Origin of the sequence: Mycobacterium sp. MAC_080597_8934 (assembly GCF_000523975.1) — a bacterium.
Lineage (GTDB): Bacteria > Actinomycetota > Actinomycetes > Mycobacteriales > Mycobacteriaceae > Mycobacterium > Mycobacterium avium.
Window position 1 is genome coordinate 459,202 of sequence record NZ_JAOS01000019.1, and the last position, 21,255, is coordinate 480,456.

The 21,255-nt window shown below is 71.4% G+C and carries 18 protein-coding genes and 1 pseudogene; 5 read left to right on the forward strand and 14 right to left on the reverse strand.

The annotated features are described in order from the left end of the window. Positions 1-183: 183 nt before the first annotated feature. The 5 genes and pseudogenes from NF20_RS28130 to mqo form a co-directional block, all read right to left on the reverse strand. Positions 184-261: pseudogene (locus NF20_RS28130) on the reverse strand (hypothetical protein); the annotation flags it as partial. Continuing rightward, positions 255-869, reverse strand: coding sequence for a cob(I)yrinic acid a,c-diamide adenosyltransferase (gene cobO / locus NF20_RS11175; protein WP_023861104.1), 615 nt, complete (start codon positions 867-869; stop codon positions 255-257). The gene cobO and the pseudogene NF20_RS28130, both read right to left, overlap by 7 nt. 29 nt (positions 870-898) lie before the next feature. Continuing rightward, entirely contained in the window at positions 899-2,740 is a 1,842-nt protein-coding gene (locus NF20_RS11180) for a magnesium chelatase subunit D family protein (protein WP_033711925.1), read from the reverse strand. Continuing rightward, positions 2,737-3,207, reverse strand: coding sequence for a GNAT family N-acetyltransferase (locus NF20_RS11185; RefSeq protein ID WP_003875132.1), 471 nt, complete (start codon positions 3,205-3,207; stop codon positions 2,737-2,739). Before NF20_RS11185 ends, NF20_RS11180 begins: the two co-directional genes overlap by 4 nt. Next, the gene (gene mqo / locus NF20_RS11190; protein ID WP_033711927.1) at positions 3,204-4,709 is read right to left on the reverse strand and encodes a malate dehydrogenase (quinone); all 1,506 of its coding nucleotides are present in this window, start codon (positions 4,707-4,709) and stop codon (positions 3,204-3,206) included. The genes NF20_RS11185 and mqo overlap by 4 nt, the downstream gene beginning before the upstream one ends. Before the next feature lie 137 nt (positions 4,710-4,846). Between mqo and NF20_RS11195 the strand changes: the two genes are divergently transcribed. From NF20_RS11195 to NF20_RS11220, 5 genes are all read left to right on the forward strand, one after another. Then, positions 4,847-5,857 carry an alpha/beta hydrolase gene (locus NF20_RS11195; protein WP_033717280.1) on the forward strand — a complete coding sequence of 337 codons (1,011 nt, stop codon included), beginning with the start codon at positions 4,847-4,849 and terminating at the stop codon, positions 5,855-5,857. 10 nt (positions 5,858-5,867) lie between these two features. Next, the gene (gene mtr / locus NF20_RS11200; protein WP_033711929.1) at positions 5,868-7,247 is read left to right on the forward strand and encodes a mycothione reductase; all 1,380 of its coding nucleotides are present in this window, start codon (positions 5,868-5,870) and stop codon (positions 7,245-7,247) included. 107 nt (positions 7,248-7,354) lie between these two features. After that, entirely contained in the window at positions 7,355-8,500 is a 1,146-nt protein-coding gene (locus NF20_RS11205) for a HoxN/HupN/NixA family nickel/cobalt transporter (protein WP_011725634.1), read from the forward strand. A 77-nt stretch (positions 8,501-8,577) separates the two neighbouring features. After that, the gene (locus NF20_RS11210) at positions 8,578-9,711 is read left to right on the forward strand and encodes an alkaline phosphatase family protein (RefSeq protein ID WP_033711932.1); all 1,134 of its coding nucleotides are present in this window, start codon (positions 8,578-8,580) and stop codon (positions 9,709-9,711) included. Between the two features lie 692 nt (positions 9,712-10,403). Next, positions 10,404-11,330 carry a PPE domain-containing protein gene (locus tag NF20_RS11220; protein WP_255343453.1) on the forward strand — a complete coding sequence of 309 codons (927 nt, stop codon included), beginning with the start codon at positions 10,404-10,406 and terminating at the stop codon, positions 11,328-11,330. On the opposite strand, the gene NF20_RS11225 is transcribed toward NF20_RS11220, so the two are convergent. From NF20_RS11225 to NF20_RS11265, 9 genes are all read right to left on the reverse strand, one after another. Beyond that, entirely contained in the window at positions 11,327-12,103 is a 777-nt protein-coding gene (locus tag NF20_RS11225) for a 3-oxoacyl-ACP reductase (protein WP_003878689.1), read from the reverse strand. The two genes, NF20_RS11220 and NF20_RS11225, sit on opposite strands and share 4 nt — an antisense overlap. Beyond that, positions 12,100-13,467 (reverse strand): aldehyde dehydrogenase family protein, encoded by a 1,368-nt coding sequence (locus tag NF20_RS11230; RefSeq protein WP_033711936.1) that lies wholly within the window; start codon positions 13,465-13,467, stop codon positions 12,100-12,102. Before NF20_RS11230 ends, NF20_RS11225 begins: the two co-directional genes overlap by 4 nt. Further along, positions 13,464-14,243, reverse strand: coding sequence for a gamma-glutamyl-gamma-aminobutyrate hydrolase family protein (locus NF20_RS11235; protein ID WP_224112973.1), 780 nt, complete (start codon positions 14,241-14,243; stop codon positions 13,464-13,466). The genes NF20_RS11230 and NF20_RS11235 overlap by 4 nt, the downstream gene beginning before the upstream one ends. Beyond that, positions 14,209-15,615, reverse strand: coding sequence for a glutamine synthetase family protein (locus NF20_RS11240; RefSeq protein ID WP_033711938.1), 1,407 nt, complete (start codon positions 15,613-15,615; stop codon positions 14,209-14,211). Before NF20_RS11240 ends, NF20_RS11235 begins: the two co-directional genes overlap by 35 nt. A 12-nt stretch (positions 15,616-15,627) precedes the next feature. Continuing rightward, on the reverse strand, positions 15,628-16,179 hold the full coding sequence (locus tag NF20_RS11245; RefSeq protein ID WP_003875119.1) for an alpha/beta hydrolase: 552 nt from the start codon (positions 16,177-16,179) through the stop codon (positions 15,628-15,630). 129 nt (positions 16,180-16,308) lie between these two features. Then, complete coding sequence (locus tag NF20_RS11250; protein ID WP_023870823.1) at positions 16,309-17,802, reverse strand: cobyric acid synthase; 1,494 nt, start codon at positions 17,800-17,802, stop codon at positions 16,309-16,311. Between the two features lie 4 nt (positions 17,803-17,806). After that, positions 17,807-18,664 carry a type I methionyl aminopeptidase gene (gene map, locus NF20_RS11255; protein ID WP_009978087.1) on the reverse strand — a complete coding sequence of 286 codons (858 nt, stop codon included), beginning with the start codon at positions 18,662-18,664 and terminating at the stop codon, positions 17,807-17,809. A 31-nt stretch (positions 18,665-18,695) separates the two neighbouring features. Then, positions 18,696-19,262: a DUF1707 SHOCT-like domain-containing protein gene (locus NF20_RS11260; RefSeq protein ID WP_263424716.1), complete on the reverse strand. Its 567-nt coding sequence runs from the start codon at positions 19,260-19,262 to the stop codon at positions 18,696-18,698. Between the two features lie 66 nt (positions 19,263-19,328). Then, positions 19,329-21,146 (reverse strand): penicillin-binding transpeptidase domain-containing protein, encoded by a 1,818-nt coding sequence (locus NF20_RS11265; protein ID WP_031343809.1) that lies wholly within the window; start codon positions 21,144-21,146, stop codon positions 19,329-19,331. Positions 21,147-21,255: the final 109 nt, after the last annotated feature.

The following is a 21,255-nucleotide window of genomic DNA, read 5'->3' on the forward strand; positions in this document are numbered from 1 at the left end:
GACGGCGATGTCGGCGCCGGCGGCGCCGTGCGCGTACAGCGGGCCAATCAGGTTCTCCCCCACCAACACCGGGTCGAGGTTGCGGCCCGGCCGGCCGGCGGCCAGGCCGTGATAGCCGGGATCGATGAAGTCCGGCCCCACCTTGAACGCCGCCACCCGGCGGCCCGCCCGGCGCAGGGCCCCGATCAAACCCGTTGCCACCGTGGTCTTTCCGCTGCCGGAGGCGGGCGCCGCGACGACCACCGCGGGCACGTTCACCACTCGATGCCCTTCTGCCCCTTGCGCCCGGCGTCCATCGGGTGCTTCACCTTGGCCATCTCGGTGACCAGGTCGGCCGCATCGATGAGCCGTTGCGGGGCATCGCGTCCGGTGATCACCACGTGCTGGTGTCCGGGCCGCCCCGCCAACACGGACACCACCTCGTCGACGTCCACCCAGCCCCATTTCAGCGGATAGGTGAACTCGTCCAGCACGTAGAAGTCGTGCCGGGCGGCCGCCAGCCGGCGGGCGATCTCGGCCCAGCCGTCGGCCGCGGCCGCCGCGTGATCGTCGTCGCTGCCCGCCTTGCGCGTCCAGGACCAGCCGGCGCCCATCTTGTGCCACTCCACCGGCGCGCCGATCCGCTGTTCCTCGTGCAGGCGGCCGAGTGCGGCGAACGCCGCCTCCTCGCCCACCTTCCACTTGGCGCTCTTGACGAACTGGAACACCGCCACGGAAAGCCCGGCGTTCCACGCCCGCAACGCCATTCCGAACGCGGCCGTCGACTTCCCCTTGCCGGCGCCGGTGTGCACCGCCAGCACCGGGGTGTGCCGGCGGGCCCGGGTGGTCAGGCCGTCGTCGGGAACTTGAAGCGGAACACCTTGTGGCATAAGCGGTTACCCTTTCTGTTCGCCCCGGCTCAGGCGGCGTCGCGCACCGCACGCGTCAGCGAATCCGCGTGCAACTGCTCCAGCCGCACCGCCGGGGCGCCCAGCTGGCGTGCCAGGTGCTCGGCCAGGCCCAGCCGCACATACGACGTTTCGCAGTCCACCACCACCGCGGCCGCGCCCTCGGCGACCAGCCGGGCCGCGGCGATCCGGCTGCGGCCCAACGGATCCGGGCCGGCGGTGGCCCGGCCGTCGGTGAGCACCACCACGAGGGCGCGGCGCGCCCGGTCGCGGGCCTTCTCCCGGACTATCAGCTCGCGCGCGGCCAGCAGCCCTTCGGCCAGCGGCGTCTTGCCGCCGGTGTCGAAGCGGGCCAGCCGCCGCCCGGCGATGTGCGCCGAGGAGGTGGGCGGCAACAGCAGCCGCGCCTGCTGTTGCCGGAACGTGATCACGGCGACCTTGTCGCGGCGCTGATAGGCGTCGCGCAGCAGCGACAGCGTGGCACCGCTGACCGCCGCCATCCGGTCCCGCGCCGCCATCGATCCGGAGGCGTCGACGACGAAGATCACCAGATTGCCTTCGCGGCCCTCGCGCACGGCCCGTCGCACATCGTCGGGCCCCGGCCGCAGCGGCCCGGCACCGGCCCGTTCGGCGGCCGAGAGCAGGGTGGCGAACAGGTGCAGCCCGTGGCCGCCGCAGCCGGTGTCGGCGCCGTCGGTGGCTGCGATGACGCTGCCGCTGGCGTTGCGGGCCCGCGACCGCCGGCCGGGTGCCCCTTCGCCGACACCGGGGACCCGCAGCGCGCGGGTGCGAAACGTCTTCGACGGCGGCGCACTCGGTTTCGTCGTCGGCGGCCGCGGCTGGGCGTCCTGCGCCGAATCCCGTTGCGGCGGTTCCTGTTCGGTCTGGCCGGCCTGGCCTCCGCCGGGCCGGTCGGGATCCGGGTCGGGCTCGGAGCCGGCCTGGGCCAGGGCCTCGTCCAGTTGCTCGCGGTCGATGCCCGGGTCGTCGAAGGGATCGCGGCGGCGGCGGTGCGGCAGGGCCAGCTCGGCGGCCACCCGGATGTCCTGCTCCTCGACGGTGGGCGCGCCGCGCCAGGCCGCGTGCGCGACCGCGGTGCGGGCCACCACCAGATCGGCCCGCATGCCGTCCACGTCGAACGCCGCGCACAGCGCCGCGATGCGCCGTAACTCGTTGTCGGGCAACACCACGTCGTCGACCAGGGCGCGCGCCGCGGCGATGCGCCGGGCCAGCTCGGCGTCGGCGTCGGCGTAGCGTTCGGCGAAACCGTCCGGGTCGGCCTCATAGGCCATCCGCTGCCGGATCACCTGCGCCCGCACCTCCACGTCACGCGAGGCATGCACGTCGACGGTGAGCCCGAACCGGTCCAGCAGCTGCGGACGCAGTTCGCCCTCTTCGGGATTCATGGTGCCGATCAACACGAACCGGGCGTCGTGCGAATGCGAGATGCCGTCGCGTTCGATGTGCACCCGTCCCATCGCCGCGGCGTCGAGCAACACGTCGACGAGATGATCGTGCAGCAGGTTGACCTCGTCGACGTAGAGCACACCGCCGTGCGCGCGGGCCAGCAGCCCCGGGGAGAACGCGTGCTCGCCGTCGCGCAGCACCCGCTGCAGGTCCAGCGAGCCGATCACCCGGTCTTCGGTTGCGCCGAGCGGCATTTCGACCAGGTTCGCGTCGCTGCCGGTGGCGGCGGACAGCAGGGCCGCCAAGCCGCGCACGGCCGTCGACTTGGCGGTGCCTTTCTCGCCGCGGATGAGCGCGCCGCCGATCTCCGGGCGCACGGCGCACAGCAGCAGGGCCAGCCGCAGCCGGTCGTGCCCGACGATGGCGCTGAACGGGTAGGGCTTCACGGCTTTTCCGCCAATCCCGAGCCGGGTCGCAGCATGGGCACGTGCGGGACGCCGTCGTCGAGGAAATCGTCGCCGTCGCGGACGAATCCGTGCTGGGCGTACATGTCGGCCAGGTAGGTCTGGGCGTTGATCCGGCACGGGTAGTCGCCCACCTCGGCCAGCGCCGCGCGCAGCAGCCGGGTGGTGTGGCCCTGGCCGCGGGCGCTGCGTTTGGTGCACAGCCGCCCGATCCGGAACGCCTTCTCGCCGCCGGCGTGCTCCTCCATCAGCCGCAGCGTGCAGATCACCTCGCCGTCAGAGGTTTCCAGCCAGAAGTGCCGGGTTTCGGCGAGCAGGTCGCGCCCGTCCAACTCCGGATACGGGATGGCCTGCTCGACGACGAACACCTCAACCCGCAGCTTGAGCAGCTCGTAAAGCGTTTGGGCATCAAGGTCTTTGGCCCACGTGCGTCGCAATGCTTCAGTCATCTGCGCCGCTCCTCATCCAACTCGTCCAGTCCCAGGATCTTCGTTCCCCATGAATAGACTTCCTCATACAGCGCCGGCTCGTCGGACAGCGTCACGCCCAGCGAGGGAACCATCTCCTTGAGCGCGGGCAGCCACGACCGATAACGGTCAGCGAAACAGCGCTGCAGCACATCGAGCATGATCGGCACCGCCGTCGACGCTCCCGGCGAGCCGCCGAGCAACCCCGCGATGCTGCCGTCGCCGGCCGCCACCACGGTGGTGTCGAAGTCGAGCACGCCGCCGCGGCGCCGATCGCGCCGGATCACCTGCACCCGCTGACCGGCCACCGTCAGCTCCCAGTCCGAATCCACTGCGGTGGGCGCGAATTCGCGTAGCATCCGCATCCGGTCCGGCGCGGACAGCCGCAACTGGCCGATCAGGTATCGCAGCAACGTCAGCTGGGTGACGCCGACGCCGAGCAGCGCGACCAGATTGTGCGGGCGCACCGAGCGGGGCAGATCGGTGAAGTGCCCGTGTTTCAAGAACTTCGGCGACCAGCCGGCGTACGGCCCGAACACCAGCCACGGCTTGCCGTTGACGTAGCGCAGGTCCAGATGCAACGCGCCCAGCGGCGGGGCCCCCGGCGCTGGAGCCCCGTACACCTTGGCCCGGTGCGCCGCGGTGAGCACGGGATTGTCGGCGCGCAGGAAGCGACCGCCGATCGGGAACCCCGCGAATCCGCGGGCCTCGCCGATACCCGACTTCTGCAGCAGCGGCAGCGCGTCACCGCCGGCCCCGACGAACACGAATTTGGCGTTGCACCGGTGCTTTTCGCCGGTCCGGCGGTTGCGGACCAGCAACGTCCAGCTGCCGTCGGACTCCCGCGTCAGGTTGTGCACCTGATGGCCGAACAGCGCCGTCGCGCCGCCGCGCACGCAGAACCCGATCAGCTGTCGCGACAGCGCGCCGAAGTCGACGTCGGTGCCGTGGCGCGCCCAATTCAGCGCGGTCGGTTCGGAGAAGTCCCGCCGGTCGGCCATCAACGGCAGCCGGCGGGCGAACTCGTCGGCGTCCTCGATCAATTCGATGCCGGCGAACAACGGGTTGGGCGCCAGCGCCTGCTGCCGGCGCCGCAGATACTCGACGGCCCGCGCCCCGCGCACGAAACTCGCGTGCGGGATCGGGGTCACGAAGCCCCGATCGGTCAGCATGCCGTTCTCCACGGCATACGCCCAGAATTGGCGGGTCACCTGGAACTGCTCGTTGATGCGCACCGCTTTGGCGATGTCGATGGAGCCGTCGGCGCGCTGCGGGGTGTAGTTGAGCTCGCACAGCGCCGAATGCCCGGTGCCGGCGTTGTTCCACGGGCTGCTGCTCTCGGCGGCGACCGCGTCCAGGCGCTCGACGAAGGTCATCGACCAATCCGGCTGCAGCCGCCGCAGCAACGCGCCCAGTGTGGCGCTCATGATGCCCGCGCCCACCAGCACGACGTCCGTGCGGGTGGTCCTGGCTAGCGATGACACCGGCTTGTTGGTCCTTTTCCTCGAGGCATGCCGATCCTCAGGTTATCCGGTGGCAAAGCGACGCGAACCACGCGCGGGGTCGCCGCGGCCGGCAAAAGCTCTAAGCTGGCGGGGTGACTGGCGGGGCGGCTGGCTGGGTGCCCGACGTGCTACCCGGCTATTGGCAGCGCACCCTGGCGCTGGGCGCCGATCCGGCCGGCGAGGGCGACATCGTCGCGACCCTGATCCGGCGCGGGGACGACGCGGCGCCGGCCGCCGATCACGCGGTGCTGGCGGTGCACGGGTATACCGACTACTTCTTCCACACCGCGCTGGCCGATCACTTCGCCGCGCGCGGTTTCGCCTTCTACGCGCTGGACCTGCACAAGTGCGGCCGGTCTCGGCGCGACGGGCAGACGCCGCACTTCGTCACCGACCTGGCCAACTACGACACCGAACTGGAACGCGCGCTGAGCGTGGCGAGCGGGGGAAACCGCAGGGTGCTGGTGTACGGGCATTCGGCCGGCGGGCTGATCGTGTCGTTGTGGCTGGACCGGCTGCGGCGCCGAAATCCCGTAGCGCACTCCGCAGTTGGCGGTCTGGTGCTCAACAGCCCGTTCCTGGAGCTGCCCGGCCCGCCCATCCTGCGGCACTCGCTGACCGTGGCGCTGATCGCCGGCCTGTCCCGGGTGCGTTCCAAGGGCGTGGCCCGGTCCCCGGTGCAGGGCGGCTACGGCACCACGCTGCACCGCGACTACGGCGGGGAATTCGACTACAACCTGCAGTGGAAACCCGTTGGCGGCTTTCCGATCACGTTCGGTTGGCTGCACGCAGTGCGCCGCGGTCAGGCGCGACTGCACCGCGGTCTCGACGTCGGGGTGCCGAACCTGATCCTGCGCTCAGACCACAGCGTGCAGGAGACGCCCGACCCGGCATCCATGCACTGCGGTGACGCGGTGCTCGACGTCACCCAGATCGCCCGCTGGGCGGGCTGTATCGGCAACCGCAGCACCATCATTCCGGTCGCCGACGCCAAACACGACGTGTTCTTGTCGTTGCCGGAGCCCCGCGCGGCGGCCTATCGTCAACTGGATCTGTGGCTGGACGGCTACCTGCGCGACCGGAGCACCGAAAGCACCCGGGCCCCGGCGTCCCGGGACGAAGGGTGAGGCGCCGAACATGGAAACCTACGACCTCGCGATCATCGGAACCGGTTCGGGCAACAGCCTTCTCGATGCCCGCTTCGCCGGCAAGCGGACCGCCATCTGCGAGCACGGCACCTTCGGCGGAACCTGCCTCAACGTCGGGTGCATCCCCACCAAGATGTTCGTCTACGCCGCCGACGTCGCCACGACGATCCGGGAGGCGGCCCGCTACGGCGTCGACACGCACCTCGACGGGGTGCGCTGGCCCGACATCGTCTCCCGCGTCTTCGGCCGCATCGACCCGATCGCGCTCAGCGGCGAAGAGTATCGGCGCTCCTCGGTCAATATCGACCTGTACCGCAGTCACACCCGGTTCGGGCCGGTGCAATCCGACGGCCGTTACCTGTTGCGCACCGACGCCGGCGAACAGTTCACCGCCGAGCAGGTGGTGATCGCCGCCGGGTCGCGGCCGGTGATTCCCCCCGCGATCCTCGAGAGCGGCGTCACCTACCACACCAGCGACACCATCATGCGCATCCCCGCGCTGCCCGAGCATCTGGTGATCGTCGGAAGTGGCTTCGTGGCAGCCGAATTCGCGCACATCTTCTCCGCGCTGGGGGTGCACGTGACCGTGGTGATCCGCAGCGGCCGCATGCTGCGCCAGTACGACGACATGATCTGCGAGCGGTTCACCCGGCTGGCCGCGGCCAAATGGGAACTGCGCACCCAGCGCAACGTGGTGGGCGGCAGCAACCGCGGCTCCGGCGTCACACTGCGCCTGGACGACGGATCCACGCTGGACGCCGACGTGCTGCTGGTGGCCACCGGCCGGATATCCAACGCCGATCTGCTCGACGCCGGGCAGGCCGGCGTCGACGTGGAGAACGGTCGCGTGGTGGTCGACGAGTACCAACGCACTTCGGCCCGAGGGGTTTTCGCGCTCGGTGACGTGTCGTCGCCGTATCAGCTCAAGCACGTCGCCAACCACGAGGCCCGGGTGGTGCGGCACAACCTGCTCTGCGACTGGGACGACACCGAGTCGATGGCCGTCACCGACCACCGCTACGTTCCGTCGGCGGTGTTCACCGATCCCCAGCTGGCCACCGTGGGGCTGACCGAAAACCAGGCGATAGCACGGGGTTTCGACATCTCGGTGGCGATCCAGAACTACGGCGACGTCGCCTACGGGTGGGCGATGGAAGACACCACCGGGGTGGTCAAGCTGATCGCCGAGCGCACCAGCGGTCGGCTGCTGGGCGCGCACATCATGGGCCCTCAGGCGTCCTCGATCATCCAGCCGCTGATCCAGGCGATGAGCTTCGGGCTGACCGCCGCGCAGATGGCCCGCGGCCAGTACTGGATTCACCCGGCGCTGCCCGAGGTCGTCGAGAACGCGCTGCTGGGCCTGTACTGAACTCAGCGGCGCCGGGCCGTGTGCCCGCCTTGCGTCCGGCAAGACGCGGAACTTACAGTCGTGCCCGTTGCCCTGTGCCCGACACCGCCCGCGCCGGAAGGACCCCCGTGACCAGTACGGAGATCGACCGGTGGCCGGCACGGGCGACCAGGTTTCTCGGCGCGCTGGCGCCGGCGGAATGGTGGCGGCTGGCGTCGATGCTGGGCGCCATCCTCGCTCTGCACCTGATCGGCTGGTTGACCTTGGTGCTGTTGGTGGCCCCGGCGCAATACAGCTTGGGCGGCAAGGCATTTGGCGTCGGTGTCGGATTGACGGCCTACACCCTGGGCCTGCGGCACGCCTTCGACGCCGACCACATCGCCGCGATCGACAACACCACCCGCAAGCTGATGAACGACGGGCAGCGCCCGCTGGCCGTCGGCTTCTTCTTCTCGCTGGGCCATTCCACGGTGGTGTTCGCGCTGGCGGTGCTGCTGGCCTGCGGGGTGAGGACGGTGGTGGGGCCGGTGCGCGACGACTCGTCGGCGCTGCACCACTACACCGGGCTGATCGGCACCAGCGTCTCGGGCGTGTTCCTCTATGCGATCGCCCTGCTCAACGTCGTCGTCCTGGTCGGCATCCTGCGCGTCCTCGCGCGAGTGCGCCGGGGTGACTACGACCCGCACACCGACGCCGCGGAATTGGAGCGGCAGCTGGACAACCGGGGGCTGATGAACCGGTGGCTGGGCCGGTTCACCAAGTCGATCACCCAGTCCTGGCACTGCTATCCGGTCGGCCTGCTGTTCGGGCTCGGTTTCGACACCGCCACCGAGGTCGCGCTGCTGGTGCTGGCCGGCACCAGCGCGGCGGCCGGGCTGCCCTGGTACGCCATCCTGTGCCTGCCGGTGCTGTTCGCGGCCGGCATGTGCCTGCTGGACACCATCGACGGCTCGTTCATGAACTTCGCCTACGGCTGGGCGTTTTCCAACCCGGTGCGCAAGATCTACTACAACATCATCATCACCGCGCTTTCGGTGGCGGTCGCGTGGGTGATCGGCAGCATCGAGCTGCTCGTCCTGTTCGCCGACGAATTCGGTTGGCGGGGCTCGTTCTGGGACTGGCTCGGCGGGCTGGACCTGAACACGGTCGGTTACGTCGTCGTCGGCATGTTCGTCCTCACCTGGGCGGTGGCCCTGCTGATCTGGCGGTACGGACGCATCGAAGAGAGGTGGGCCGGCGCCGATCCGCGCGCCGGGACCGGCCGAGAAGCCTGAACCGCGCCCTGACGGTCGGGCCGCCCGGGCCCGACCGCCGACTGGCGCGCGTGTGGGCCGGACGCCAGACTGGCCGGGTGCCCGGTTCGCTGCGCGACGTGCTGCCCGCCGCGGCCGCCCTGCTCGGGATCCCGGACGCGGGGCACGAGCCGGGCGGGTCGGCCGTGACCGACTGGGTCGGCGCCGAGCGGGTGGACCGGGTGCTGGTGCTGCTGGTCGACGGGCTGGGCTGGCAGCTGCTCGCCCAGCTGGCCGGCGACGCCCCGCTGCTCGCCGCGGTGCGGGCCGGCGAGGTCGGCCGGCTGACCCGGCTGGACTGCACCTTCCCGTCGACCACCCCGACCAGCCTGGTGTCGCTGGCCACCGGCGCGGCGCCCGGCCAGCACGGGATCCTGGGCTTCACGCTGCGGGTGCCGGGCACCGACCGGGTGCTCAACCACGTCCGGTGGCGCGATGACCCGGCGCCGGACGCCTGGCAGCCGCTGCCCACCTGGTTCGAGCGGCTCGCCGCCGCCGGTGTCCGCGCCCGCGCCGTGCTGCCGTCGTCGTTTCTGGGCAGTGGCCTGACCGAGGCCGCCTACCGCGGCGCCCGGCTGGTGCCGGCCGAGCCCGCCGACGACTACCCGCGGCTGGTCGGCGACGAGCTGCGGGCCGGCCCCGGGCTGGTGTACGGCTACACCGCGGAGCTGGACACCGCGGCCCACCTGTTCGGGATCGGCTCGCCGCAGTGGCACACCGCGGCGGCGGCCGTCGACGCCCTGCTGTCCGGCCTGCTCGAGGCGCTGCCGCCGAATGCCGCGCTGCTGGTGACCGCCGACCACGGCGGCCTCAACGTCCCGCCCGAGGCCCGCGTCGACCTGGACAGCGACCCGCGGCTGGCCGCGGGCATCCGCGTGGTGGCCGGCGAGCCGCGGGTGCGGTACCTGCACACCGAGCCGGGCGCCGCGCCCGACGTGCAGGCCGCGTGGTCGGAGCTGCTCGACGGCCGGGCCGCCGTGTACAGCCGCGCGCAGGCGGTGGCCACCGGCATGTTCGGCCCGGTCGCCGACCGGCACCTGCCGCGGCTCGGCGACGTGGTGGTGGTCTGTTCCGGGGACACCGCGGTGCTGGCCAGCGCCCACGAGCCGCCGGAGACGGCGCGCCTGGTCGGCTTCCACGGCGCGGCCACGCCGGCCGAGACGGCGATCCCGCTGATCCTGTTCCGCCGGTAGCGGCCGGCGGCCCGTGCCACACCGGACTCCGACCGAGTTCACAGCTGGTTCCGACCGTCGCGCGGGTTTCCCGCGCTACATTCGATGCACTGTGATCTTGCGAGGCGGCGACGAAACGCGGCGATGGCAGCCGGCCATCGCGGTTGCCGCAGCGCTCGGGGTGTTCATCGCGCTGGTCGCGGGGTCGGCGTTGCGGCCCGCGTGCGCCGCGGCCGCCCTGCCCGAGCCGCCGGCCTGGACGGCCCCGACTGCGGCCCCGACCGTGGGCATGCCGGCGGCCCGACCGTGGCGCGGGTTGCCGGGCGCCCGTCGACGATCAGCCGGGCCGCCCCGGCCACCTCGCGGTCTGCGGCACCGGCGAACAACACCAACAAGAAGCCGTTCCACAGCACGTGGATGACCAAGGAGCGGCCGCTGAGCTGGAACCGCCTGTCGCCGCACGCGGTTCTGTCGCCGATGCCGATATCCTTCAGCCCGTTGGGTTTTGCCCCGCGAGGGGCCCAATCCCGCGCGCCCGCAATCTTTCTGCCCGACCGGGATGTCTTGACACTGTTCGGCGTGGCCCGACGCTGATCGACGCGCGGCCGGACCCGGGGTCCGGCCCAGGACGTGTAACCCCCGTGTCTATCTGTTGAAGGAAGCCCCATGGTTTCGGGTACCGCTCACACCGGCGCAGTCAGGCAGTGGCCGTAATGGATTTCGCAACGCTTCCCCCGGAAGTCAGCTCCGGGCTGATGCATTCGGGCCCGGGCGCCGGATCGCTGATCCGGGCCGCCGCGGCGTGGAACGGGCTGGCCCGCCAACTGCGCGCCGCCGCGACCAGCTACCGGGCGGCGACCGCCGTCCTGGCGACGCGGCCGCCCGCTACATCGACTGGCTGGACGGCAACGCCGCGCGCGGCGAGCAGGCCGCCGAGGGCTCACCGCGGCCGCCGACGCGCACCGGTCGGCCTGCGCGGCGATGGTGCCCCGCCGGTGATCGCCGGCAACCGCAGGCACCGGCTGGCGCTGGTGTCGGCGAACTGCCTGGGCCAGCACAGCCCGGCGATCGCCGAGGTGGACACCGCCTACGAGCGGATGTGGGCGCGCAACGCCGCCGCCATGTACGCCTACGCCGACGCCTCGGCCGCCGCGGTGACGCTGACCCCGTTCACCGCGCCGCCGGGAGCCTGCGGGGCGGCAACCCGAAGCTGGGCGCTGGCCGCCGCACCCGAGCTGATCTCGGCCGGCGGCCAGGTGATGGCGGCCATTCCCGACGCCCTGGAACAGCTGTCGGTGGCGCCGCTGCGCACGCTGGACGCGGCCATGTCCCCCGTCACGCCGGCACTGTCGAAACTGAATTCGCTGACCGCGCCCTCGGATCTGGCGATCGGCCACCTCAATTCGATGAACAAGGCGGCGGCGCTGCAGACGCTCTTCCCCGGGCCGGCCGCCGCGCCCCGGGTGTGCGCGGTCGTCGGTCGCGCGATGACGGTCGGCGTGCTGTCGGCGCCGCAGGGTGCGGCCGCGCTCGCCCCGCTGGCGCGGCAGCCGCGCCCGGACCGGGCGGGCGAGCACATCCGGCTGGTGCCGCCCGGCGAGCCGGCGGGCCCGCACGCGGCCGGCGAGTCCGGTGGTTAGAGCGGGGTCACGTACGCCGCGCTGATGCCGCCGTCGACCAAGAACGTGGACGCGGTGATGAAGGACGCGTCATCGCTGGCCAAGAATGCTGCCGCAGCGGCGATTTCGCCAGGTTCGGCGAAGCGGCCGACCGGCACGTGCACCAGCCGGCGGGCGGCGCGCTGCGGGTCTTTGGCGAACAGCTCCTGCAGCAGCGGGGTGTTGACCGGCCCGGGGCACAGCGCGTTCACCCGGATGCCCTGCCGGGCGAACTGCACCCCGAGTTCCCGCGACAGGGCCAGTACCCCGCCCTTGGCGGCGGTGTAGGAGATCTGCGACGTCGCCGAGCCCATCACCGCGACGAACGACGCCGTGTTGATGATCGACCCGCGTCGCGCGGAAACCATGTGCCGCAACGCCGCCCGGCAGCACAGATACACCGACTTCAGGTTGACGTCCTGGACGCGTTGCCAGGCCGGCGGTTCGGTGTTCTCGATGACGTCGTCGTCGGGGGGTGAGATGCCGGCGTTGTTGAACGCGATGTCGATGCGCCCGTAGCGGCGCGCCGCGGTGTCGAACAGCGCGTTGACCGCGTCCTCGTCGGCGACGTCGGTCGGCACGAACAGGCCGGACAGTTCGTCGGCGGCCGCCGCCCCGGCGTCGGCGTCGATGTCGGCCACCACGATGGTGGCGCCTTCGGCGTGCATCCGGCGCGCCGCGGCCAGCCCGATCCCGCCGCCGGCGCCGGTGATGACCGCCACCCGGCCCGCCAACCGTTGCGTCAGGTCCATCACGGCTCCTCGTCGATCGCGATGAAAACGTTCTTGGTCTCGGTGAACTGCGCCGGGGCGTCCGGTCCCAGTTCGCGGCCCAGCCCCGACTGTTTGAACCCGCCGAACGGGGTGTGGTAGCGAACCGACGAATGCGAATTCACCGACAGGTTCCCGGCTTCCACCGCCCGGGACACCCGCAGCGCCCGGGACAGATCGTTGGTCCAGATCGACCCGGACAGGCCGTAGCTGGTGTCGTTGGCCAGCGCGACGGCGTCCTGCTCGTCGTCGAAGGCCAGCACCGTGACCACCGGGCCGAAGATCTCCTCGGTGACGCAGCGGTCGGTGCGGGACGGGGTCAGAACCGTTGGGGGAAACCAGAATCCAGGCCCCGTCGGCGCGGTGCCGCGAAAGGCGACCGGGGCTCCGTCGGGCACGTAGGACGCCACCTTGGCGCGGTGCGCGGCCGACACCAGCGGCCCCATCTGGGTGCCGCGGGACGCCGGATCGCCGACCACGATGCCGGTGACAGCGGGCTCGAGCAGCTCCATGAACCGATCAAATACATTGCGCTGCACCAGGATTCGGCTGCGGGCGCAGCAGTCCTGCCCGGCGTTGTCGAACACCCCGGCCGGCGCGGTCGCGGCGGCCCGCTGCAGATCGCAGTCGGCGAACACGATGTTGGCGCTCTTGCCGCCCAGTTCCAGGGTCACCCGCTTCACCTGGGCGGCCGCGCCGGCCAGCACCTTCTTGCCGACCTCGGTGGAGCCGGTGAACACGATCTTGCGAACGTCGGGGTGCGTGACGAACCGCTCCCCGACCACCGTCCCCGGTCCGGGCAGCACCTGCAGCAGGTCGCGGTCCAGCCCGGCCTGCACCGCCAGCTCGGCGAGCCGGATGGTGGTCAGCGGCGTCGGCTCGGCGGGTTTGACCAGCACGGCGTTGCCGGCGGCCAGCGCGGGCGCGATGCCCCAGGACGCAATCGGCATCGGGAAGTTCCACGGGGTGATCACACCGACCACGCCGAGCGGCTCGTGGAACGTGACGTCCAGCCCGCCGGCGACGGGAATCTGCTTGCCGGACAAGCGTTCCGGGCTGCCCGCGTAGAACGTCAGCACGTCGCGGACCTGGCCGGCCTCCCACTCGGCCGAGGCGATGGGGTGCCCGGAGTTGGCGACCTCGAGGGCGGCAAGTTCGTCGCGGTGGGCGTCGACGGCGGCGGCGAAGGCCCGCAGCCCGGCGGCCCGGTCGGCCGGGGCGAGCCGGGCCCACCGCCGCTGGGCCGCCCGCGCCCGGTCCACCGCGTCGTCGACGGCGGTGGCGTCGGCGTGCTCGACCGATCCCAGCACCTCCTCGGTGGCCGGGTTGATCAGTCGCGCGGTGCTCAACGGGCGACCCCGGCGTACGACCGGGCGGCGTCCACGATCGCGGTGAACAGCCGCAGGTCGTGCAGGGACTGTTCCGGATGCCATTGCACGGCAAGCACAAACGCGTCACCGGGTAGCTCCACCGCCTCCACCACACCGTCGGGATCCCACGCGCTGACCACCAGCCCGTCGCCCACCTTGTCGATCGCCTGATGGTGATAGCACGGCGCATCGACCGTCTCGCCCAGCAGCGCGGCCAGCCGGGTGCCCGCGACGGTGCGCACCGGCAGCGTGCTGAACACCCCGTTGCCGGCCCGGTGCCCGCCGTGCCCGAGCACGTCGGGCAGGTGCTGGTGCAGGGTGCCGCCGAACGCGACGTTGAGCACCTGCGCGCCGCGGCAGATGCCCAGCACCGGCAGCCCGCGCTGCAGCGCGCCCCGCAGCAGCGCGAATTCCCAAGCGTCGCGGTCGGTCCGGGGTGCATCGGTGCTCGGGTGCGGCCGCTGGCCGTAGCCGGCGGGGTCGAGGTCGTAACCGCCGGTGATCACCAGGGCGTGCAGGCCGTCCAGCAGCGAGCCGACGATCCCGGTGTCCACCGGCTGCGGCGGCAGCAGCACGGCGATCCCCCCGGCCCGGGTGACGCCCTCGAAGTAGTCGGCGGGCAGGTACCCGGCGGGGATGTCCCAGATCCCGGTCTGCACCCGTTCCAGATACGCCGTCAGGCCCACCACCGGCCGCCGCGGCGGATCGCCCCCAAGGGGCTCAGAGCCGTTCAAAACCACGCATCCTCTCCCAATCGGTGACCGCGGCGTGAAACGCCGCCAGCTCGACCCGGGCGTTGTTCAGGTAGTGCGCGACGACGTCGTCGCCGAACACCTGCCGCGCCAGCGCCGAGTGCTCGAACAGCGCCGCCGCCTCGGCCAGGGTGCCCGGCAGCCGGCCGACGCCGCGGGCGCGGTAGGCGTTGCCCGCGCAGGGTTCCGGCAGCGCCAGGCCCTGCTCGATACCGTACAGCCCGCCGGCGACGATCGCCGCCACCGCCAGATACGGGTTGACGTCGCCGCCGGGAACCCGGCACTCCACCCGGGTGTGCGCGCCGTGGCCGACCACCCGCAGCGCGCAGGTGCGGTTGTCCAATCCCCAGGCCAGCGCGGTGGGCGCGAAACTCTCATCGGCGAATCGCTTGTAGGAGTTGATGTTCGGCGCGTAGAACAGCGTGAAGTCTGCCATGGTGGCCAGCAGGCCGGCCAGGAAGCTGCAGAACATCGTCGACATGCCGTGCGGGCGGCTGGGGTCGGCGAAGGCCGCCCCGCCCTGGGCGTCGCGCAGCGAAAGGTGAACGTGGCAGCTGTTGCCTTCGCGCTCATCGTATTTCGCCATGAATGTCAGGCTCTTGCCGTGCTGATCGGCGATCTCCTTGGCCCCGTTCTTGTAGATGACGTGGTTGTCGCAGGTCCGCAGCGCCTCGTCGTAGCGGAAGCCGATCTCCTGCTGGCCGCGGTTGCATTCACCCTTCACGGACTCGAATCGCAGTCCCGCACCGGCCATTCCGCGCCGGATGTCGCGCAGCAGCGGCTCCATGCGCGACGACGCCGAGATCGCGTAGTCGATGTTGTAGTCACTGGCCGGGGTCAGCCCGCGGTAGCCGCTGGCCCACGCCTGGCGGTACGGCTCGTCGAACACCATGAATTCCAGCTCCGTTGCGGCGTCGGCGAACAGCCCCCGCCCGGCCAGCCGGTCGAGCTGGCGGCGCAGCACGGCCCGCGGCGACACCGCGACCGGGCTGCCGTCGGCCCCCACCACGTCGGCGATCACCAGCGCCGTCCCGGGCAGCCAGGGAATGCGGCGCAGGGTGGACAGGTCCGGGCGCATCACCAGGTCGCCGTACCCGGTGTCCCAGCCCGAGATCGCATAGCCGCCCACGGTGTTCATGTCGACGTCGACGGCCAGCAGGTAGCCGCAACACTCGACCCCGGTGGCGGCCGCCTCGTCGACGAACAGCCGCGCGTCCATCCGCTTGCCGACCAGCCGGCCCTGCATGTCGGGGAAGGCCACGATGACGGTGTCCACCCGCGTTTCCGGCGCGCCGGCGGCCACCAGTCGGTCCAGCGCGGCGAGCGAGAGCATCGCGGTATCGGAACCGGTCAGCGCGCTGTCTTCACTGGCCATGACCGTCGCGGGCTACCAGGTGCTGGTGCGCAGAATGATCTCGGCGGCCAGTTGCGCCGTCGACTCCTGCACCGTGCGCCGCCCCAGGTGCACCACCCGGTAGTCGGCGTAGACGTACTGCTGGCTGGCTTGGGCCACCGCCCGGGCGGCCGGCGAGCTGACCAACACCGTGGTGCCGATCTCCACCGGCGGGCAGTGCCCGTCGCGGATGGCGCCGTCGCGGTCGGCGGCCCGCGGGTGCCCGCGGTCGATCACCACCAGGCCGACGAACCGGCCCAGCCGGGTCGCCGTCAGTTCCCAGGCAAGTTCGCCGCCGGCGCGGTCACCCATCACGACGGCCCAGCCGATGCCCAGCGCGTCGAGGATGCCGATCACCGATTTGGGGGTGAGCCGCGGATCGAAGCCGATCACCACCGTGCGCAGCGACGCGGTGTGCAGCCGTTCGCAGACCGCGTCGTAGGCCGCGGGCGCGCGATCCTCGTCACCGAGGATGACGACGACGACGCCGTTCTCCGGACCGGCCACAACGACCGGGACACCGAACCCGTCCAGGGTGGTCATCATCGAGGACACCCAAGCACGCTACAGCCAAACGGCCTGTGTGCGCGACGCTTCTCGAGCATCCGATACGCGGGCGCGGATTTTTGACCGCGTCGTCAACAACGGCGTTCACCGTCGGGGTGCGCGAATTCCCTACCGGCACAACCGAGTTGCCAGCCGCGGCCGCGGCTGCGGACCGTCCAGCAGCCCGAGCACGGCGTCGACGTCGAGGTGGGCCGCCAGCAGGTCGGCGGCCAGATCGAGTTGGGCGTCGCGCCGCGCGGCGACGTCGGTGTCGCCGGGCACGAAGCGCCGGCCGGCCGCGTCGGCGACCCGGACGAGCCAGGCGCGCCGGAAGTCGTCGTTGTCGAGCAGGCCGTGCCAGTGCGTCCCGAACACCGCGCCGCGCACCAGACCCTGCGGCTCGGCGTCCGAGTCGAACCAGCTGTGCTCGGCGCAGCGGGAGACCCGCCCGTGGTGGATCTCGTAGCCAGCCAGCGGCCGCTGCCAGCGGCGCAACGTCTTGGTGGGATGAAAGGCGATGTCGGCGTTCAGCAGACCCAGCCCGGCCACCTCGCCGGCGCCGGATTCCACCCGGTCGTCGATGCACCGGCACAGCATCTGAAATCCCCCGCAGATGCCCAGCACCGGCCTGCCGGCGGCGGCGTGCGCGGTGATCGCGGCGGCCAGTCCGCGCTCGCGCAGCCAAGACAGGTCGGCGACGGTGGCCTTGCTGCCCGGGATGACGACCAGGTCGGCGTCGGCGACGTCGGACGGTTCGCTGACCCAGCGCACCAGCACCCCGGGTTCGCAGGCCAGCGCCTCGACGTCGGTGGAGTTGGAGATCCGGGGCAGCCGGACGGCGGCCACCCGCAGCCAGTCGTCGCCCAGCGGCGGGTCGGGCGCGCCGACGACGCGGTGCGCCAGCACCGACAGCGAGTCCTCGGCGTCCAGCCACAGCCGGTCGGCGTACGGGAGCACACCGTAGGTGGGCCGGCCCGTGATGTCGTGCAGGCGGCGCAATCCGGGCTGCAGCAGCGCGGGGTCGCCGCGGAATTTGTTGACGACGAAACCGGCGATCAGCGCCTGGTCTTGCGGATCGAGCACCGCGACCGTGCCGAACAGGTGCGCCAGCAGACCGCCGCGGTCGATGTCGCCGACCAGGATCACCGCGAGATCGGCGGCCCTGGCCAGGCCCATATTGGCTAGATCCGTTGCACGCAGGTTGATTTCGGCTGGCGAACCCGCCCCCTCGCAGATCACCGCATCGAATTCGTCACGCAGGCAAGTCAATTCGTTCAGAACGAGGGCGGCGAGCCGGTCGCGGTGCTGCACATAGCTTGTCGCGGTGACCGATTCGGCCACTTGGCCCTTGATCACCAGCTGCGAGGTGCGGTCGCTGCCAGGTTTGAGCAGGATCGGGTTGAACCGCACGCTGGGTTCCAGGCCCGCCGCGCGGGCCTGAATCGCCTGGGCGCGGCCGATTTCCCCGCCCTCGACGGTGACCGCCGAGTTGTTGGACATGTTCTGCGCCTTGAACGGCGCCACCCGCACCCCGCGGCGGGCCAGCAACCGGCACAGGCCGGCCACCACCACCGACTTCCCGGCGTCGGAGCTGGTGCCGGCGACCAGCAGGGCTCCGCTCACCGGCTCACGGCAGCGTCAGGATTTCCACGCCGGTGTCGGTGACCAGCAGGGTGTGTTCGAACTGGGCGGTCCACTTGCGGTCCTTGGTGACCACCGTCCAGCCGTCGTCCCAGATCTCGTAGTCCAGGCCGCCGAGGTTGATCATCGGTTCGATGGTGAACGTCATGCCCGGCTGCATGATGGTCGACACCGACGGCTGGTCGTAGTGCAAGACGACCAGGCCGTTGTGGAAGGTGGTGCCGATACCGTGCCCGGTGAAGTCACGAACCACGTTGTAGCCGAACCGATTTGCATACGATTCGATGACGCGGCCGATGACCGACAGGGCGCGCCCGGGCTTGACGGCGTTGATGGCGCGCATGGTCGCCTCCCGGGTGCGCTCGACGAGCAGCCGGTGCTCCTCGGCGACGTCGCCGGCCAGGAAGGTGGCGTTGGTGTCGCCGTGCACGCCGTCGATGTAGGCGGTGACGTCGATGTTGACGATGTCGCCGTCCTCGATCACCGTCGAGTCCGGGATGCCGTGGCAGATCACCTCGTTCAGCGACGTGCAGCACGACTTCGGATAGCCCTTGTAGCCCAGCGTGGACGGGTAGGCGCCGTGGTCGATCATGTACTCGTGGGCGATCCGGTCCAGTTCGTCGGTGGTCACCCCGGGCGCGACGGCCTTGCCCGCCTCCACCAGCGCGCCGGCCGCGATCCGCCCGGCGACCCGCATCTTCTCGATCACCTCGGGGGTTTGCACCCACGGCTCGCTGCCCTCCCGGGCGGTGGGCTTGCCCACGTATTCCGGGCGCGGAATGCGGGCGGGCACCGGCAGAGTCGGCGACAACTCTCCGGGGGACAGCGCGGTGCGAGCGGGCATGGTAGCTAGCTTAACCGCGCCCCGAACGGGCTCAGCCGCTCAACCGCCGGCGCAGCAGCGAGCGGCGGGGTCCCCGGATGACCACCGAGCCGCACACCACCCGCCCGGTCAGCACGACGTGCGGGCGGCCCTCACCGGGCGCGTCCTTGCGGCGGTCGACGGCGCTGCCCACATACACCTCGACGTCGTCGATGGAGGCGCTGGCGCCGTCGGGCAACCGGATCTGCACCGAGCCGAAGCGCATGTCCAGTTCGATCACCACCACCGGGCCGGCGAACCGGGCGCGGGTGAGGTCGAGTTCCACCGAGCCCAGCCGGCGCACCAGCGCCAGCCGGGTGGGCACCGTCCACTCGCCGTGCCGCTTGAGCGAACCCGCCCAGCCGCGCAGTTCCACCCGGTCGGCCGCGGAGGTGACGATGGCGCCGGGCCCGGGCAGGTCGCCGACCAGGCCGTCCAGCTCGCCGCGGGTGCGCGCATAGGAGACCTGCGACGAGCGCTGCTCGAATTCGTCGATGTCGATCAGCCCCAGCGCGACCGCGTTGTGCAGCCGGCGCATGGTGCCGTTGCGGTCGGCGTCGGAGACCCGTAGCGCGACCATCTCTTCCCCGGACTCGCCCACGCTTGCAATTTACCGCCGCACGCGCCCTGTGAGCGGGCGTGTTGGTCAGGCCAAAAAGTCCGGCGGCAGCGACTCGAACATCACCTTGGTCATCCGGACCGCGTATTCCGAGCTGCCGCCCCCGACGATCAGCGCCGCGAACGCCAGGTCGCCGCGGTAGCCGGCGAACCACGAGTGCGACCCGCCGGGGAACTCGGCCTCACCGGTCTTGCCGTACACCGCGCCGCAGCCGGCGATCTCCTTGGCGGTCCCGTTGGTGACCACCAGCCGCATCATCGGCCGCAGCGCGTCGACCATCTTCGGGCTGATCGGGGTGGTGTCGCCCTGGACCGCGGTCTGCCGGCCCACGATCAGCTGCGGCACCGGCGTCTTGCCGGCGGCCACCGTCGCGGCCACCAGCGCCATGCCGAACGGGCTGGCCAGCACCTTGCCCTGGCCGAAGCCGTCCTCGGTGCGCTCGGCCAGGTCCACGGTCGGCGGCACCGAGCCGGTGACCGTGGTGATGCCGTCGATCTGGTAGTCCAGGCCGATGCCGTACCGGGTGGCCGCCTGGGTCAGGCCGCGCGGCGGCATCTTGCTGCTGAGCTCGGCGAAGGTGGTGTTGCAGGAGCTGGCGAACGCCCGCGACATCGGCACCACGCCCAGATCGAAGCCACCGTAGTTGGGGATGGTGCGATGCCCGATGTCGAGATGGCCGGGGCAGCCCAGCATGGTGTTCGGGGTGGCCATGTCGCGGTCGACGGCCGCGCCGGCGGTGATCATCTTGAACGTCGACCCGGGCGGGAAGAGCCCGTTGGTGGCCGGCAGGCCGTCGGCGTCGGCGCCGCCGTTCTGCGCGATCGCCAGGATCTCCCCGGTCGACGGCTTGATCACCACGATCATCGCCTTGCCGCCGCGGGTGTCCACCGCGTGCTGGGCCGCGTTCTGCACCGCCCGGTCGATGGTGAGCGACACCGACGGCGCCGGCGACCCCTCCACCTCGTGCAGCACCTCCACCTCGACACCGTTCTGGTTGACGCTGACCACCCGCCAGCCCGCCTGGCCGTCGAGCTGGTCGATCACCGCCTTCTTCACCGCGGCGACGACGGCCGGCGCGAAATGCGGGTCGGTGGGCAGCATTTCGGGCTGCGGGGTGACCACGATGCCGGGCAGCCTGCCGATGGCCGGGAAGACCTTGTCGTTGTCGTCGGGGTGCAGCGTGACCAGGTCCACCGGCTGGGTCGACGAGCTGGCCTGCTCGGCGAGCAGCTGCGGGTCGGCGAGCGCGCCGTTGAACGGGCGCAGCACGTCGACCACCGCGTGCGCGGTGCCGAACAGCGCGGCGCCGTTGCCGGCCTGGGCGGCGTCCAGCGTGTAGTGGTACAGGTAGCCCGGCACCAGCACGTCGCTGCCGCCGAGTTCGTTGACCGAGGCGCGGCGCGGCCGGTCCGCGCGCAACGCGAAGGTCTGGTGCTCGCCGAGCTTGGCGTGCAGCGCGGTGGTGGTCCAGCGCACCTCCCAGCGGCCCTCGTCGCGCGCCATTTTCAGCTGGCCGTCGTAGGTCCAGGTGCGGTTCTTGGGCAGGTGCCAGGTGAAGCGATAGCCGACCGTGCCGGTGTCCTCGGCGTACTTGGCGTTGAGGATCTGCGCGTCCAGGTGGCTGGCCTGCAGACCCGACCAGGCCGCGTTGAGGGCTTCGCGGGCCTCGTTGGGGTTGTCGCTGAGCTGGGCGGCCGTCGCGGTGTCTCCGACGGCCAGGGCGCGGAAGAACTTCTCCGCGGCCGGTCCGGGCCCGTCGGGCCGCGGTGTGCATCCGGACAGGGCGATCACCGCGACCAGCAGCAAGCCCGAGGCGGATGTGGCCACTGTTCTTGTAGTTACCATCGGTGCTGATGTTAAGAACTGCGGCCTGAACAGCGGCGTCGACACACCGAGACCGGATCGTGATGTGCCGATTGCGGACTATCTCGTCCGCCGAACGTCACGCCAGCGT

What these genes read in the sequence shown, in the direction of transcription:
- NF20_RS11245 (WP_003875119.1), bottom strand. Translation starts at nt 16,179, where the DNA reads ATGATGACCACCCTGGACGGGTTCGGTGTCCCGGTCGTTGTGGCCGGT.
- cobO (WP_023861104.1), bottom strand. Translation starts at nt 869, where the DNA reads ATGCCACAAGGTGTTCCGCTTCAAGTTCCCGACGACGGCCTGACCACC.
- NF20_RS11240 (WP_033711938.1), bottom strand. Translation starts at nt 15,615, where the DNA reads ATGGCCAGTGAAGACAGCGCGCTGACCGGTTCCGATACCGCGATGCTC.
- mtr (WP_033711929.1), top strand. Translation starts at nt 5,868, where the DNA reads ATGGAAACCTACGACCTCGCGATCATCGGAACCGGTTCGGGCAACAGC.
- map (WP_009978087.1), bottom strand. Translation starts at nt 18,664, where the DNA reads ATGCCCGCTCGCACCGCGCTGTCCCCCGGAGAGTTGTCGCCGACTCTG.
- NF20_RS11220 (WP_255343453.1), top strand. Translation starts at nt 10,404, where the DNA reads ATGGATTTCGCAACGCTTCCCCCGGAAGTCAGCTCCGGGCTGATGCAT.
- NF20_RS11185 (WP_003875132.1), bottom strand. Translation starts at nt 3,207, where the DNA reads ATGACTGAAGCATTGCGACGCACGTGGGCCAAAGACCTTGATGCCCAA.
- NF20_RS11260 (WP_263424716.1), bottom strand. Translation starts at nt 19,262, where the DNA reads ATGGTCGCGCTACGGGTCTCCGACGCCGACCGCAACGGCACCATGCGC.
- NF20_RS11265 (WP_031343809.1), bottom strand. Translation starts at nt 21,146, where the DNA reads ATGGTAACTACAAGAACAGTGGCCACATCCGCCTCGGGCTTGCTGCTG.